The organism is Ruminococcus sp. AM42-11 (assembly GCF_003480145.1).
GTDB lineage: Bacteria > Bacillota > Clostridia > Lachnospirales > Lachnospiraceae > Blautia_A > Blautia_A faecis.
Genome location: NZ_QUIO01000013.1, coordinates 93,495 through 108,443 on the forward strand (window position 1 = coordinate 93,495; position 14,949 = coordinate 108,443).

18 protein-coding genes are annotated in these 14,949 nt (G+C 39.2%); 2 read left to right on the forward strand and 16 right to left on the reverse strand.

From position 1 onward, the window contains the following. Positions 1–55 precede the first annotated feature (55 nt). From DW904_RS09645 to DW904_RS09690, 10 genes are all read right to left on the reverse strand, one after another. Positions 56–580, reverse strand: a complete 525-nt coding sequence (locus DW904_RS09645) for a site-specific integrase (RefSeq protein WP_202187699.1) — start codon at positions 578–580, stop codon at positions 56–58. Continuing rightward, positions 562–732: a hypothetical protein gene (locus tag DW904_RS22860; protein WP_195699110.1), complete on the reverse strand. Its 171-nt coding sequence runs from the start codon at positions 730–732 to the stop codon at positions 562–564. The genes DW904_RS09645 and DW904_RS22860 overlap by 19 nt, the downstream gene beginning before the upstream one ends. Next, positions 729–1,070: a DUF3848 domain-containing protein gene (locus tag DW904_RS09650; protein ID WP_118579832.1), complete on the reverse strand. Its 342-nt coding sequence runs from the start codon at positions 1,068–1,070 to the stop codon at positions 729–731. The genes DW904_RS22860 and DW904_RS09650 overlap by 4 nt, the downstream gene beginning before the upstream one ends. A gap of 631 nt (positions 1,071–1,701) precedes the next feature. Next, a complete protein-coding gene (locus DW904_RS09660) occupies positions 1,702–2,136 on the reverse strand; it encodes a hemerythrin family protein (RefSeq protein WP_118579835.1) in 435 nt (144 codons plus the stop codon). Between the two features lie 77 nt (positions 2,137–2,213). Beyond that, positions 2,214–2,378 carry a rubredoxin gene (gene rd, locus DW904_RS09665; protein WP_005608410.1) on the reverse strand — a complete coding sequence of 55 codons (165 nt, stop codon included), beginning with the start codon at positions 2,376–2,378 and terminating at the stop codon, positions 2,214–2,216. Between the two features lie 504 nt (positions 2,379–2,882). Continuing rightward, positions 2,883–3,341 carry a hypothetical protein gene (locus DW904_RS09670; protein ID WP_118579838.1) on the reverse strand — a complete coding sequence of 153 codons (459 nt, stop codon included), beginning with the start codon at positions 3,339–3,341 and terminating at the stop codon, positions 2,883–2,885. A 59-nt stretch (positions 3,342–3,400) separates the two neighbouring features. Beyond that, the gene (locus DW904_RS09675; RefSeq protein ID WP_118579841.1) at positions 3,401–3,718 is read right to left on the reverse strand and encodes a helix-turn-helix transcriptional regulator; all 318 of its coding nucleotides are present in this window, start codon (positions 3,716–3,718) and stop codon (positions 3,401–3,403) included. Between the two features lie 917 nt (positions 3,719–4,635). Then, a complete protein-coding gene (locus tag DW904_RS09680) occupies positions 4,636–4,944 on the reverse strand; it encodes a hypothetical protein (RefSeq protein WP_118579844.1) in 309 nt (102 codons plus the stop codon). Between the two features lie 5 nt (positions 4,945–4,949). After that, positions 4,950–5,654, reverse strand: a complete 705-nt coding sequence (locus DW904_RS09685; protein WP_118579847.1) for a hypothetical protein — start codon at positions 5,652–5,654, stop codon at positions 4,950–4,952. Beyond that, positions 5,654–7,240: a hypothetical protein gene (locus DW904_RS09690; protein WP_118579850.1), complete on the reverse strand. Its 1,587-nt coding sequence runs from the start codon at positions 7,238–7,240 to the stop codon at positions 5,654–5,656. The genes DW904_RS09685 and DW904_RS09690 overlap by 1 nt, the downstream gene beginning before the upstream one ends. A 340-nt stretch (positions 7,241–7,580) precedes the next feature. Here DW904_RS09690 and DW904_RS25415 point away from each other — a divergent pair, with 340 nt between their 5' ends. Then, a complete protein-coding gene (locus tag DW904_RS25415) occupies positions 7,581–7,778 on the forward strand; it encodes a hypothetical protein (RefSeq protein ID WP_347562092.1) in 198 nt (65 codons plus the stop codon). 416 nt (positions 7,779–8,194) lie between these two features. Here DW904_RS25415 and DW904_RS09700 read toward each other — a convergent pair whose 3' ends face one another. From DW904_RS09700 to DW904_RS09725, 6 genes are all read right to left on the reverse strand, one after another. Beyond that, a complete protein-coding gene (locus tag DW904_RS09700) occupies positions 8,195–8,521 on the reverse strand; it encodes a hypothetical protein (RefSeq protein WP_118579856.1) in 327 nt (108 codons plus the stop codon). 17 nt (positions 8,522–8,538) lie between these two features. Beyond that, positions 8,539–9,216 carry an MBL fold metallo-hydrolase gene (locus tag DW904_RS09705; protein WP_118579859.1) on the reverse strand — a complete coding sequence of 226 codons (678 nt, stop codon included), beginning with the start codon at positions 9,214–9,216 and terminating at the stop codon, positions 8,539–8,541. A 37-nt stretch (positions 9,217–9,253) separates the two neighbouring features. Continuing rightward, positions 9,254–10,255 (reverse strand): LacI family DNA-binding transcriptional regulator, encoded by a 1,002-nt coding sequence (locus DW904_RS09710; RefSeq protein WP_202187700.1) that lies wholly within the window; start codon positions 10,253–10,255, stop codon positions 9,254–9,256. Positions 10,256–10,472: 217 nt separating this feature from the next. Next, the gene (locus DW904_RS09715) at positions 10,473–11,450 is read right to left on the reverse strand and encodes an ABC transporter permease (protein ID WP_202187701.1); all 978 of its coding nucleotides are present in this window, start codon (positions 11,448–11,450) and stop codon (positions 10,473–10,475) included. Further along, positions 11,440–12,972, reverse strand: coding sequence for a sugar ABC transporter ATP-binding protein (locus DW904_RS09720; protein ID WP_118579867.1), 1,533 nt, complete (start codon positions 12,970–12,972; stop codon positions 11,440–11,442). Before DW904_RS09720 ends, DW904_RS09715 begins: the two co-directional genes overlap by 11 nt. A gap of 52 nt (positions 12,973–13,024) precedes the next feature. Then, the gene (locus DW904_RS09725) at positions 13,025–14,053 is read right to left on the reverse strand and encodes a substrate-binding domain-containing protein (RefSeq protein WP_118579870.1); all 1,029 of its coding nucleotides are present in this window, start codon (positions 14,051–14,053) and stop codon (positions 13,025–13,027) included. Between the two features lie 444 nt (positions 14,054–14,497). On the opposite strand from DW904_RS09725, the gene DW904_RS09730 reads away from it, so the two are divergent. Beyond that, positions 14,498–14,797 carry a hypothetical protein gene (locus DW904_RS09730; protein ID WP_118579873.1) on the forward strand — a complete coding sequence of 100 codons (300 nt, stop codon included), beginning with the start codon at positions 14,498–14,500 and terminating at the stop codon, positions 14,795–14,797. Positions 14,798–14,949 lie beyond the last annotated feature (152 nt).

The following is a 14,949-nucleotide window of genomic DNA, read 5'->3' on the forward strand; positions in this document are numbered from 1 at the left end:
CAATCAGACTTTCTGGCAGAAAAATTCAAGGGGGGGGGGACTTTGCTCCCCCTTGCTAAAACATCGCTGCTAACTTGTTAATTTCCTCAGCCTTCTTGTCCGGAAGTACATGAGAATAGATATCCAAAGTCATCGTGATTGACTTATGCCCCAGAATTTCCTGCATGACCTTTGGCGGGATTCCCCTCTCAAAACCGCGTGTTGCAAATGTATGACGAAGCGAATGGGGTGTATGCTCTCCAAACGTGTGTCCGTCCTCCCTGATTTGAACTATGATTTTTTTCATGTCCTGATACAATGCATTCTCAGAAATGCACCTTCCAAAACTGCCTGTAAACACCAGATTTTCAAAACCTGGCTCTGGTCTCCATTTATCACCCAGAAGCATTCTTGTCGCGAGCTGGCGCTTCCTGTGCTCTCGTAGTACAGTCACCAGATTGTCAAGCATTAGAATGTCCCTTTTACTACTTTCAGACTTTGGCTCATCAATCATATATTTTACTTTAGCCTTGGCTATGTACTTCAAAGTTCCATTCACATGTATGATTTTATTCTCAAAATCTATATCCGACCACTGCAATGCCCGTAGCTCTCCGCCTCGTCGAAAAAAGAGGCTGCAAAACCTGCAGCCTCCTCCGTTGTTGTAATACTTGTGTTTCCATCTTTCCCTTCGTATAATACGGAGCCTTCCCTCACCAGCTCCGTATGTACACACATGACTCTTTTCTTCATGCCGCCTCCGTTTCTTCCTGCTCCAGGAGCAAGCCAATTTCCTTGATCCCGGTATCCATGCTGTTTTCCAGTTCCAGCTGGAAGGAATCTCCTTTTCCCATCCACCTGGCATAAAAGAACTGGATCACATTTGGCAGGACCAGGAGACAGCGCAGGACCTCTGATTTCATCTCACCGCTCTTTTCCAGCAAAGTCTCTGCAATATTCTCCCGGCAGTTGATCTGATACGCCCTCTGGTAAATCCTCTCTGGGGCTAACTGTAATACTCGCTTCTTATACTGCTTCCGTTCCAGCTTGATCTTGGCATTGAACAGCCTTACAATTTCATCCTCTCCCATGTTTCATCACCTCCTGTTTTCGTTTTTCTCAATCTTTCTTTGTGCCGCCGAGAACATTACCGATTGTATCTGCAACCTTACCCAGCAGTTCAAATAACAGCTCCCATGAAAAATCCATTGGCATAACTCCTTTCTCTGATATATTTGGACATGAAAAAAGCAAAGGAATGTTTCAGCCTTTGCTTTTTCATAATTATAATATGTAATTGAAATTTTGAACTTGTTTTTACACTACTCCAATTCCACAAACTGGAACTTGATTGTTAAAAACTTGCAAAATATTTTTCTAATGAATCTACAAACTCACCAATATGAATTCCATCAATAAATGAGTAATGAGTCTGTACAGATATAGGCACCATTATCCTTACATCTTTTTCCCAATACTTTCCCCAGTCCAATAAAGGTGTGGTATTATTTTTTAGCTGAATTTGTATGAGAAACATGTACATATTTTATTCGCAGCTAGGGGAACATTGAAAAATATCATTCCCAAATGGGCCTGTGAAATAGGGTTCTTGTTTATTTGTAATCTTCTTAGCATTGACACAGTATTCTCTAAGGTTATCCATCATAGAAATATTCACCCTTTTGTCTGAATTCTCTGAGGGAACACCTTCCCTGTTTTATTTTAGTATCGTTTTGGATTTTCTCTCATAAAGATAAATTCTGCTACAGAGCGGTCATATGTTTTAATGTGTCCAAACAGCCAGTCAATCACATTCTTCTGTACAAGTTCACTGAACCGATCAGTTGGTCCTTCATAATCCTGAAGGTATTCATGCAGTTCCTGAATTGTCTTTTTAAACTCTTCATGTTTTTCATGATGGTTTTCACGCTCTGGATAACCGGATTTTTCCTGAAGCTTTTCCTCTTCTTTGAAATGAAAGTCAGTATATTCATCCAGATAATCCAGCATTTTGATTGCTTTTACTTTGCTGTCGCCATTTTGACAGGCAGTTACAAAGTTCTGGATACGGTCGATCAATTCTTTATGCTGGGTATCAATTGTTTCATTTCCTGTTACTAAATTGTCATCAAAGGTAATATTTAAATCGTAAGTCATAATCTGGTCTCCATTTCTTTTTATATGTTCTCTTGGGATTTTTTTGTGTCTGTCAGTTTCACACCTGCATTTTCTGCTTAGTCTTCTACAGGAACAAAAACATCTTTTCCTAATCCACATATCGGGCATACCCAGTCATCTGGAATATCCTCAAATGCAGTTCCTGGAGCGATACCTCCGTCTGGATCGCCTACTGCCGGATCATAAATATAGCCACATGGTTCACATTCATATTTTTTCATAGTTATTTTCTCCTTTTCAATGTTGATTCATTTTGTTAATAGATTCCTACTGAATTTTTTAGTATTTTGTTGCTTTTTATGTATGTCTGTATTATACATGATACTTTCTATTATGTCAATAATAGTAATTGTTATTATTTTTATTTTGTGTATTTTAAATTCAGTAATATCTGACTAAAATGTTACGAAAAAGACTGGTTCTACACTATTTCTGAAAATCTGACAGTGCATTGCTCTTTCTCATGTAGCATCATTCATTATCCTATATGAATTTACCATATATATTCCTCCAAATTCCGATTGAACAAAAGATTAAAAGTCCATAGGTAGTAGCTACTCGGACGCTCACTTTGTTCAATTAGGTCAAATCGAAAATGGAGTAAACGAAGGGGCAGTTCACTGAAATGTCAAAACTGCTTTTTCGTTTACTCCATCATCGATTCTAACCTAAAGAATTTGTGGTAATATTATACCTTGCAGTCAAAGATATTGCCACTATCGTTTCTATTTCTCCAATTCGAACTCAAACCTTTGTACAACACAGTTATCCTTTACCTCAGAACAAATCTGATCTGCATTCTCATATAACATTGCCATTGTCTTTTTACACATCTTCGGAGAATCTGAAAGAATCCAGGAAATTCCATAAGATAATTCAATATACCCATAGGTATCATCATCTTTTTTCATGGTCACAATGTTCAATTCCAATAACTTAGCCAGTTCCATCGAAGCTCTCTGCAGTCTGATAAACAAAGCAATCTTCTCGGAATCAGGAACAATCTCTTTCATTTTTTCCTTCTCTTTAAAGCTTCTGATAATTTCTGCTAACTGAAAATCTCTCCGGTCATTTTCCAGCTGTAATTCTCCTTCAGAAAGATTCTCAGATTCTTCTGCTATCTGCTTATCCAGTTCTTCCATTTCCTTAGCTGCAACGTCATAATATTTACATTCTATCAGCATTCATCTTCTCCTTACAGACAAAAATGGAACAGTCAAACAAATACGTCCGAACTGTTCCCTCACTTCTTAAGTCCTCGGAGCATTGCCAATACAACAGCCTGCTCATCAGCACTCAGATCATTCCATATCTCCATCACTTCATTCTGTTTATCCGTCAGATGATTTTCTTTTTCATTCTGGAAAAACTGAGACAGTGTTACATCCAGTGCACTGCATATCTTTTCAAGCGTCTGTAATGATGGTGTACTCTCATTTGCAACAATCCTTCCAAGGGAAGACTGTGCAATTCCTGTCAGCTGTGCCAGTCTGTATTTACTCACATGACGTTTTTTGCATAAATCCTTTATATTCCCAGCAACATACTCTTCTATCTGCAAGTAAATACACCTCCGTTCAGCATTACTGGTTTTATTTTACCTTCAATCTCAGCATTTTATTAGAGGTATATTACGCAAGCATTTAGTTGTGTTTTAAAAAGTATTTATACAAAAAAAGATAATTTACTAAAGCGAAGATATGTTCCGGTTCTTATGTATCGTGTTTTACTGATACCAATTATAATAACAAATTTATTCTACCATGTATGAGTTATTTTGTCTAATATAATAATCTTCCATTGCACAATTTGAAGATTAAACTTTTTCATTTCTTTAGCCATAAAAGTAGCCTAATAATAATGTAATTATCAGTGCCCTCGTTTTATTGACTCGGTTATTGTCACTCTGCTATCGCATCGTGCCAAAACCTCGTGGGAGATTATAATTAGCCTTCTCTTATCAAGTTAAATATAACCAGCTCCACGGATAGAAATCTTTGAGAAATTTCACTGTAAAGTCTTGAGACAAATGCCTAGGCGACCAGGCTCTATCGCTTCGCGCGAGCCTGGTCTTTATGCATTTGCCTCAATCCTTCCCACTGAAATTTTCAAACATTTCTACCCATGTCGCATATTAACATATTATTGCTTTTAGCAAATCAATAGTCACAAATGCCAATGACATTTGTGACCTTCTCAACATCTCTTTCACGGAATATACGCCCTCTCCCAAACATACATGTCCGGGATACTGCCAGACATGTCTCCGTCCAACCGAAGTGTCTGATTCCCGCCTAGCCAGAAATTATAACATTTCTGGCTAACTGCCAGGCAGATGTATCAATCCTGGCAGTGCCCGATTCGTATATTCCTCTCCATATTATCATCTTAAGTATGTTGCCTATAATATTTTAAGGGATGACTGTCAACCCTGTTCGATCAGAGTCCGCCACATATATGTTTCTGAAGAATTTATTCTTAATATTCCATCGTCTCATTCTGGATTATTTCATCTTCGTTTTTCCCTGTATCCGCTTCTGTTTTTACTCTCAGATATGGATTCTCAATAATTTCAGCCTGCTGGCAGGGGTAATTAGAAAAAACATATACGGTACAATTCTCTCTTAAAAGTCTTGCTCTTCCCACAGCCTGTTCCAATTCTGACTCAATGAAGAAGAGCTGCATATTTCTCATTTTCCCATCATCATAGCTCATCATAGGGAAACTATATCCACCTCTTTCCACACGGTATCTGTGTAAGCTGCCACTTGTATCGTATCCAAGCATTGCTCCTACCAGTTCATATAGACTGGTGAATTATGTGGTGTACCTATTACAGCTATATCCATTCCACGATATACATTAAATCCCTCAGTCTTACCAAAATGAATTTCTGAGTCTGGTGCCAGCATTTTAAAGGTGATAATCGGAATATCCCCGATATACTTTTCCTTTATCTCTTCCAGAACATCTGTCCCTCCATTTTTATTGAAAAAAGCTCTGCTGAGAGTATGTGCCGTGTACTGGAGCACCTTTCCTTTATATTCAGCCTTATATACTTCTCTGAAATTAATGGTTTTTCCAGAGAAGTAATCCTCATATAAAGCTCTGTCAGCAGTTGCTGATAATATAGTCATCTTACTACAGTCTCCGAAATCATACTTCTTAATAAACACAATTTCCTTCTTATTTTTGCACATGATAACATGGGTACTATCAAACAACTTCGGAACCGGTCCTGTAAACTCATTTCTTTGCTCATACAGCTTTTCCAAAACTGATTCTGACAGACTGGTGAAATTGACCTGAAGGGTTTCTTCATTATCCAGTTCTAAAATTCTCTCAAGCTGCTCTCTATTATCCGCATCTATAAATGGCAGTTCCAATAATTTCTCAATATCTGACAGCGGTAAACTACTTGTAAAATGAAATAATGTCATAAGCAGGTCTTCATCAATGATAATTTCATAGTCCTGCATTTTGTATAATTCTTTCATTAAAAAAGCGCATGTGTCGTAACAATACACCGCGCTCCGCTGTAGCCTATTTTTCTTTTTTTCAGTATCTCGTTAAATATCTCTAACTGTCTTGGGGATAGTTCATCCATATGTTCCTTTTTATATTCCAGTATGGTCTTTTTTCCTCTCTTGGTGAACCCCTTGGAAAAGTCCTTGTTAAGTTTCTCCTCTAAATCCGGAAGACCTAATTGTGCAATCTTGGTATACATACTTTCTGTTATTTCACACTCAACACCTTTGGCTTCTATTCTTTCAGCCACCTCACGCTGCAGCTTGATTGTAGGCACTGCTATGATAAATTTCTTACCTATCCAGTTTTTTACAATCTCAGCGTACTGTTCCGTTTTTCCTAAAGCCGTCTGTGCTTTTATAATGTGGATATCTGCATTTCTGGCAGCTACCGCTTCCTCAAGCATTTTTTTAAGCACAGATACACATTTATCAATTTCGTAAAAGACCTCTGTATTTTCTAATTTTCTGATTTTCCTGCTTGCTTTGTCATAGAGGGATTTACCTTTACAGTTATTATAATATGGACAGGTTGTCTTTGAATTTTCACAGTACATAGGGCTGCCATTTAATATATTATGTTTTCTATTCTGGTTTAAAGTATGGTTCCATTTACCAGTACGTTTCTGCAAATTATCAAAAAATAATTTTTTTCCACCTTTTATATGTACCAGACTGGTCACAAGAAGGAACTCCTGATCATAATGTATGTCTTCTCCATTAACAAAGTCATTTAACAGAGGACATAGTTTACATAATGATTCCTGGTTATATCCGGTCAGTGTTGGAATATCCTTTCTTATTTTCTGCTCTTTCGCAGAATCTCCCTCACACGCTTTGCCTTCGCTATATGGAAGCATGATTATGCCGTTATCATTAATTTTGTCTTCAATTCCTTCTAAATCAAATTTATTCTCATTGTAAATACATAGTTCTCCGTTCTTAACACATATCCCGCTCTTTTTTCCAAGTCTTTTTAGTTCCTTACTATTATTACGCCCCTTTGTCTCCCAATAATAAATTTCCAGATTCCTTGCAAGCTCCACAATATTAATTTTTGCATACGGCTTCTTCTCTATTATCCCTTTTCCTCCGAGAAAATACCTGCCTAAATTAAGGCATTCTGCACCCACAGGTGAAAAAAATGCCCTTAGCAGAATATTAGCAGCTTTCGCAAGTGCAGGATTCTTTATCCAACGATCCATCAAAAAAACAGCTCCAAATCCCTTTTGGTTTGCACAGCTTCCAAGTGTTTTATATGTAAAAGCATAGGACAAGCTATATTTTTCACATTTTTCTTTAAACTCACGATATTTCAGATCACCATCAAATTCCAATACCAAAAGTGTCTGTCCTACAAAGTTTTCCTCATCTGTTCCACCATCTAATAAAGCCCTGCAAAAAGCCTGTCCATTATTTCCAACGCTCTCTATAATTTCTTTTATGGTTAAGTCTTTAATACTTTGCCTCTTCTTAAAACGATCAGCAATCAGTCCCATATGTAATGAAGCAAGTGTCATATCCTTATATTTGTTAGAATCTATATTTATAAGCATTATTCTTCCTTTCCGATAAATTCCATACTGACATACTTTATTCAAGCTAAACTGGTCACTCTGGGAGCATGGCATGACAGTTTGTAAGCAAATTGGGAATGCTCTATTTAAACCTATGAGATTTCTATAAATATACACTTTTGCTTACAATCTGCTCATATCAGCTCTCAGTAGCTCCAGTTACGGTTCATATAAGTGTTTGAGCTTGAAAAAACTTTATATGGCATTTGAAATTCATCTATAGCATTTTTACAGGACTGTTCTGCTTATATTTATTTCTTACAAAACTAACCTTGCTCACATATAAGTAAAACCAAATATCAGACAGGAGGTAACTATTATGTCAACTACATCTAATTCAGTACCTGCAGGGAAGGAAAATTCTATTTTGACTGTTTTAGTGTCTCAGAAGTTGCTGAGTATCTTGGCGTGGGTAAGAACAGAATTTATGAATTGCTTAACACCGGGAAGCTTAAAGGATTCCGCATGGGATCCACCTGGAAGATTAGCCGAATGGCTTTGGAGAATTATATCTTGAATGCTTCGGAACTTTAATTCAGATAAAAAAACAGGGCATGTCACCAGCGTGACATGCCCGAGTGTGTGAAACTTTTTCTGTAAATAGCTAATAAAAGCAAGGTCTTCTATGGTAAAATATAAATCATAGGAGGCCTTTTATTATGGCAAGAAGAGAAAAGAAACCTGTACACAAAGTAGTAATGACAGAAGGAAATCTGTATGCATGATGAGAAGGACGTTTTTGACGTCTACTCTTGACATGCCCGAAATCATGTCGTATATATATAGCAAGAGCTGGAAGCTCTAATTTAGCGCTTCCAGCTCAATCATTATCATAGAAGATTATTATTTACAGACTTTTCTTCATAGTCTCCATAATCCCCAACACCAAGTTTGTCTCCTGTTAAGCGGATATTCTCAATATACTTAATTTGGTTAAATTACACTGCCTCTCTCTTCTTTTTCATCCCAAATTCGATTCATATAATAGCAAACTTTGCAGTCATTCATCTCCAGCTGTCGGTCGAACATTCCGTCTGGGGTGAGCTTTCTCAGGAAGCAGAAGCAGCCTCTTCCGTCTGTCAGCTCCAGGAATTTCTCCATACCTGCTGCTTTCATGGCATCTGCAACCATGTCCATATCCGGGCTTCTGCGCAGATGGACTTTCTTTCCATCCAGCTCACTTACCTTTGATCTGGCATCCTCATGAGGTACGTAGTACTCTTCTCCTTCTCCTGCATGCCCCTCCAGAATATACTTCAAAGTATCATAATACCGATCTACATAACTGCATCATGGATTCCGTTTCCTGCACATAAGGTATCATATTCACTTCTAAAAGATTTCCATCTTGCCACATTCCTGAAAGAATGCTCCACAGAAATTCTGCTGTCAAAGAAATTCCCATTCAGCTCATCCCCACAGAACAGGATTCGCTCTTTTTTATCAAGAAACTGAAGAGAACCTGAGCAATGTTCTTCAATATTAAACACCTGAAGCTCACGGCCCTTCAAATTAATGGTGTCGCCATCGTGTAAAAATACAACCGGATAATCCACAGGAACATCAAGAGCTGACATCATACTTCCCATGGCATCCCATCTCTTCTCATAACACTTCGGGGACATATATACCACATCAAACAAATAATTATTTACTGTATGGTCATAATGATTATGGGTAAGCAGCATACGGTAGACTGGTTTTCCAGTAAGCTCCTCGCAGAACTTTCTCACACTGCCACATCCGATACCGCTGTCAATAAGAATTGCCTCATCGTCACCTTCGATTAAGTAGCTGTAATCACCATGACTTAAAATCTGCCAGGTACCTGGCGCAATTTTTTTCTCTTTAAAATAAGGTACATCCATCGGCAGGATATTTCCATCTTCATCTTCCAGAAGATAGTCATGTAATGCCGAAAAGTCAATAGGTTCCATATTTTTTTTCCAATCCATAGAGATGCCTCCTAACAACCAGGCGCTCACCTGGTTTTCAATTTAGTTTCAGCACGCTCTCCCGTTCCACAAGGGACGTACAAATATGGATTTTGTATTTTACATCACTGCCATTTCTGATAATATCAAAAAGCCTCTGCGCAGCTGCTCTGCCAATCTCCTGTTTCGGAACACTCACAGTTGTAAGAGCCGGATTCATATACGCTGCAGTAAGAATATCATCGAACCCTACAAGGGAAATATCCTCTGGAATCCTCAGACCACAGGCCAGGATTACTTTCATTGCAGCCAATGCAATCGTATCATCATCCACAAAAAATGCCGTTGGAAATTCATGAAGAGAATGGATATATTCTGCCAGTTCATCTTCAAAATGACTGTCCAAACTCAGATCCGCATCAAATATCATTTCATCCGGAAGGGTCAACCCCGCTTCGGCTAACGCCCGGCGAAGCCCCAGCTCTCTTTCCTGAAAAGGTACATAACGAAATTTACCTCTCACATATCCAATCTTCCTGTGTCCCATTTTCAAAAGATACTCTGTGGCCCTCTGAACGGAATCTGTATTATTGATCAGAACCGCATCAAAATCTTCATCCTTATTCCAATAATCAATCACCACAAGAGGAGTTGTAATTGCCCGGATAACATCCATATCCTCCGCTGTCATTTCTGTTCCAAGTAAGATTACAGCCGAACTTTTATCCTCACGCAGCTGCTCTATTTCCTCCTCATAAACGGCACTTCTTTTATCAATATTATGCAGAACCATTTCCATTCCCTGACTTCTGCATTCCTTCTCAGCCGCAGCTATAATCGGCGGAAAATAGGGAGCATCTGCAATCAGGCCTTCCTTGAGAAAAGTTACAAACTTCACTCTCTGTACGCTCTCCTCTTCCAGATATCCCAACTCACGGGCAACTGACAAGATGCGGGCAGCCGTATCAGCATTCACACCACGTTTTTTATTCAGGGCATTCGATATGGTTGCCTGAGAAAAACCTGTTATTTCACTGATCTGTTTCATATTAACCTTCATAGCCGCCCTCCATCTGTACATATACTATCTATATTCTGTGAAAATTTTACATGATAGTTTTCAGAATGTCAATTTTTCCTTCAAAATCCTTAAAAATCTCCTGTAAAGGGTTCGTTTTTACGAAGGAACTGCCCTTTACAGGATTTGCAAAACCAAAATTTCAAGAATGAATCCTCTTTACAGGATTCTCCGCCTGTGGCGGGTCGCTACAGCGACATCAGTCCTGAGCTTTCGCTGTAGCCGCACTCATGATCAGCGCCAGTAAAAGGATCAGACCTTTTATAATATTGATGGAATAATATGGGAAAGCCATTGCATACAGACCATTTTCCACAACACCGATCAGTGCCGCGCCAACAAATGTTCCGATTGCATTCGCCTTACCTCTGCCGCCAAAGGAGAAACCGATATTGGCAGCTGCGATAGCCGGCATCAGGAAGGAGCTTCCCGCTGTTGACTGTACTGTTCCGGCTCTTGCAGCAATTAACATACCAGAAAGAGCAGAGAACAGTCCTGTCAGCACAAATGCCAGGGCAATATATGCACCAGTTTTAATACCGGACAATCTTGCTGCACCAGGATTAGAGCCTACCATATAAAGCATTCTTCCATGCTTTGTATAAGAAAGAAACAGCTCCACAACAATGACACATACAAACATAATGATAATAATATAGGGAGATTTTCCCATGTTCCAGAAGGCTTCCGGAACCTCACGTACAACCTCCTGACCATTTGCACCAGCAACCTTCGGGTTGATCAGCGCTCCGCCAGAATAGGTAAGAATCACACCATCCAGGACAAACTGCATCGCAAGTGTTGCAAGGAAAGCCGTTACATGAAATTTTACTACAACTACAGCATTGATCACGCCAACCAGCATACAGATCAAAGTTGCAGCGATCATGGCAACCGGCATAGGCATATTGTACCAGCCAATAAAGGTTACGCTTAATGCCGCTCCAAGTGTAGCCAGCGTAGCAAAGCTCAAATCAAACACGCCAGTTGCAAATCCAATGGTTGCACCCATTGCAATAACTGTAGTGATAGAAATAGATTTCAAAATCGTTACAATATTACTTGGTGTTAAGAACACACTGGGAGCCCCTATTGCAAAAATGATAAATGCAATAATAACAGCAATGACAACTCCACCCTTGCTTACCAGCTTTTTCGCCGTTATTTTACCGTTCATAATTACTTCCTCCAGTTGAATAGAATAAAATTTCTTCCTCTGTTGTCTGATCTGTGCGCAGCTCTTTCTGAATCGTGCCATCGTACATTACATAAGTACGGTCAGACACCAGAAGGATTTCAGACTGCTCACTGGATGTGTAGATAACCGCCTTTCCCTGTCTTGCAAGCTCTACGATCAGCTTATATATCTCATTTTTGGCACCTACATCAATACCCTTTGTAGGCTCGTCAAAAATATAAACCTCAGCATTTGAATCCAGCCATTTTCCAATGGTTACTTTCTGCTGATTTCCACCGGAAAGCAGACCTACTTTCTGGTGAGGTGAGGGAGTTTTTACAGTAAGACTGGCAATTTTCTTCTTTGCTGCTTCAAGCTCCTGTCTTTGATTGACAAAAGTAAGAACTTTGGAAAATTTCCCCAGTGTTACGATAGACATATTATGATTAACGGTTTCCTCGATAAAGATTCCCTCTTTACGTCTTTCCTCCGGGATTAATGCCAGGCCAGCTTTAATCGCATCTGCAGGACAGACTGGATTCACTGCTTTTCCACAAACCTCATAGGTTCCCTCTACTTTTCCAAATTCTCCAAACAGTGTCTTGCAAAGCTCTGTTTTGCCAGCTCCAACCAGTCCGGAAATACCTACGATCTCGCCCTTGCGAATCTCCATATTGATATTATGTACTCTGCCTTTTTTGTCCTTCAGATTCTCTGTTTTCAGCACAACCTCGCCCACAGTTCTTCCGGACTTATCCAGTTCCAATACATGCTTTCCGCCAAGCATCATCTGTACAATATCATCAATTCTCAGTTTCCCATCTACCTGCCGTTCTCCAACCATCTGACCGTCTTTCATAACTGCGATCTCTTCACAGATTTCAAACAATTCATTTAACCTGTGGGAGATAAAAATAATACCGCAGTTTTTCTTTTTCAGTCTTCTTACCAGGTCGAACAAAGTCTCAGTTTCTTTCTGGGAAAGAGGTGCTGTGGGCTCATCCAGAATCAGGAATTTACAGTTCTGCACCATGGCTCTTGCAATAACAACCATCTGTTTTTCTGCCAGAGTCAGGTTCGATACCAGCGTTTTTACATTGATATCAATATCTAGTTCTTTCAGTACAGCCGCTGCTTCTTTGTTCAGTTTGGACCAGTTTACAACGCCAAGACCTTTTAACTCATAAATCAAATGATCCGTCATGATGTTTTCTGCTACTGACAGATTTGGTGTTAGAATGCTGTCAACTTCCTGATATACGATTCCAACCCCCTGGGCTTTTGCATCTACAGGATTTCTCAATTCTACTTTCTTACCATTGAAATAGACCTCACCTGTATAAGTTGGATTTGCCCCTGCAAGTACTTTCATTAATGTAGATTTTCCTGCTCCGTTGGCTCCGATCAATGCCTTCGCCATGCCGCTTTCAAATTTACAGGACACATTCTGCAAGGCCTTTACACCAGGAAATTCAATTGATACCCCTTTTACTTCAATTACATTTTTACCAGCGTTATCCATAAGTATTTCCTTCCTTGGGGCGTTTCTAAGCGCCAGTTTTTACCAGACTACTTTATTTATACAGCGCATTCAGTTCGTCGGAAAGGAATGCGTCAGAAGAACCAAATCCTGGAATCTTTTCTGCCAGAGTTGCCATGGAATCATCTTTTGTCACATCTGCATTGCTAACTCCTACTGCATCAAATTTATATTCTTCCGGAGTTTCTACTCCAAGAACCTTGGAAACACCAATTCGTACATCAACCATACCAATAACATATGGGTCAACCGCTGCACAGCAATAATAGTCAGGCTCTGTTGCCAGTCTCTGTACCTCTGTATCAGAAATATCAATTCCAGTTACCACATAATCTTTTTCCAGAGAATGCATTGAATCAAAAATTGGATCCAGGAAAGCGGTAGACGCTGTCCAGATTCCATCAAACTCCAGTCCACTCTGAATAGTTGTGGTAAGAGCTGTGTTAATCTCTGAATAATAGTCACCCTGCAGGTTTGGAGAAATCATCTTTACAACTTCAATTTTTCCATCCTTCTCATACTGTTCAACCGTTGCGTGTCTGGTATCAAAAGGAATGATGGCGCCTAATGTATTTATTTCTACGATCTTAATTGGCTCCTCTTTTCCCTCTTCCTTGGCATTATCAATCAGTGAATCCAGAGAAATTGCTGTCAGATCCGGATCACTCTGGCTTGTGTAGGTAACACCATCAACATGATCTCCGCCACAGTCAAAGCCAACAACCTTGATTCCTTTTTCTACAGCCTTGCTAAGATAATCGAACTGATAGCCTTCGTTTGCATGGGAAACAATCCAGATGTCATAATCCTGATTTAATGCCTGGTCCATCAGGTTCTGCATCTTAACATCATCACCGTCACTCATGAAAGTGTCCACTGTGTAGCCCAGCTTTTCGCCTTCATCAACCGCACCTGCGAAGAACTGGGTGGTATGGTCGGAGCTGGTCATATTTCGGAGAACTGCAATCTTTTTACTGCCGCCGTCCTCAGCATATACCGTACTTCCCATTGCAGTTACCGCTGCCAGTGTCATTGCTACCCCAAACAATACATGTTTTTTCATTTTTGCTTCCTCCTTGTTTTATGTAATATTTTTATATGTTTTATTATAATAATTTTATATATGTTTTCAAGTGTTATTTGCTTTTTATTGGTAAAATCGTTCGTTTGCACAGTTTGTGAATCTATTTTTTGTTCTTATTGCACATATTATAACATTTTTCCAGCAATTTGCCATGTAAATATTTATATAAATTTTATTTTCTTACAAATTCAGAGCTGAATTGTTTACATTTTTCATTTGCAAGGATTCAGCTTTATATAAAATTTTTACTATATATTTTTATGCTTCAAATTAAATTTTATATAGTCTTCATTGACAATTTGATATTAAAATGATATATATCAATATTCAATAAGTGAGATGCATTTTAAAGCATCGTGCATATTTTAGAAAGAATGCCATTTTTTGCAGGTGAGCAGAGTTCTCACCAGTAAGGAGGATATAATGAAAGAAAAAGTATTGGATAACAAAAAGAATGGTATGAGTATGATGCTGCTGTTTATCCTGCTCTATTGTGCGGCCACTGCAGCAACTATTATCAGCGCCATCTATCAGTGCATTCCAGTGATGGTAATCGGTATTGTATGGTTGTCTCTGGGATGGATTCCATTTTGCGGGCTGAGAGTGCTGAAGCCTCAGGAAGCACTGGTTCTCACTTTGTTTGGCAAATACGTAGGAACTTTGAATCATGTTCCGCATTATCTCTTTGCGAATAGCCATTGTTTTCAATGTTTTCTGCCATAGACGGTCATTCCTCCTTTCTCGGTCATACTCAAGACTCCTACTAATTCGGTCCTTCACCTCTCGGCTACTATGACCTCTGCTGACTTCTGTGCGTTCAGCATTGCTTTATGCAATGGTTACCTCTTTCAAGGCGTACCGCACAGACCTCCCTA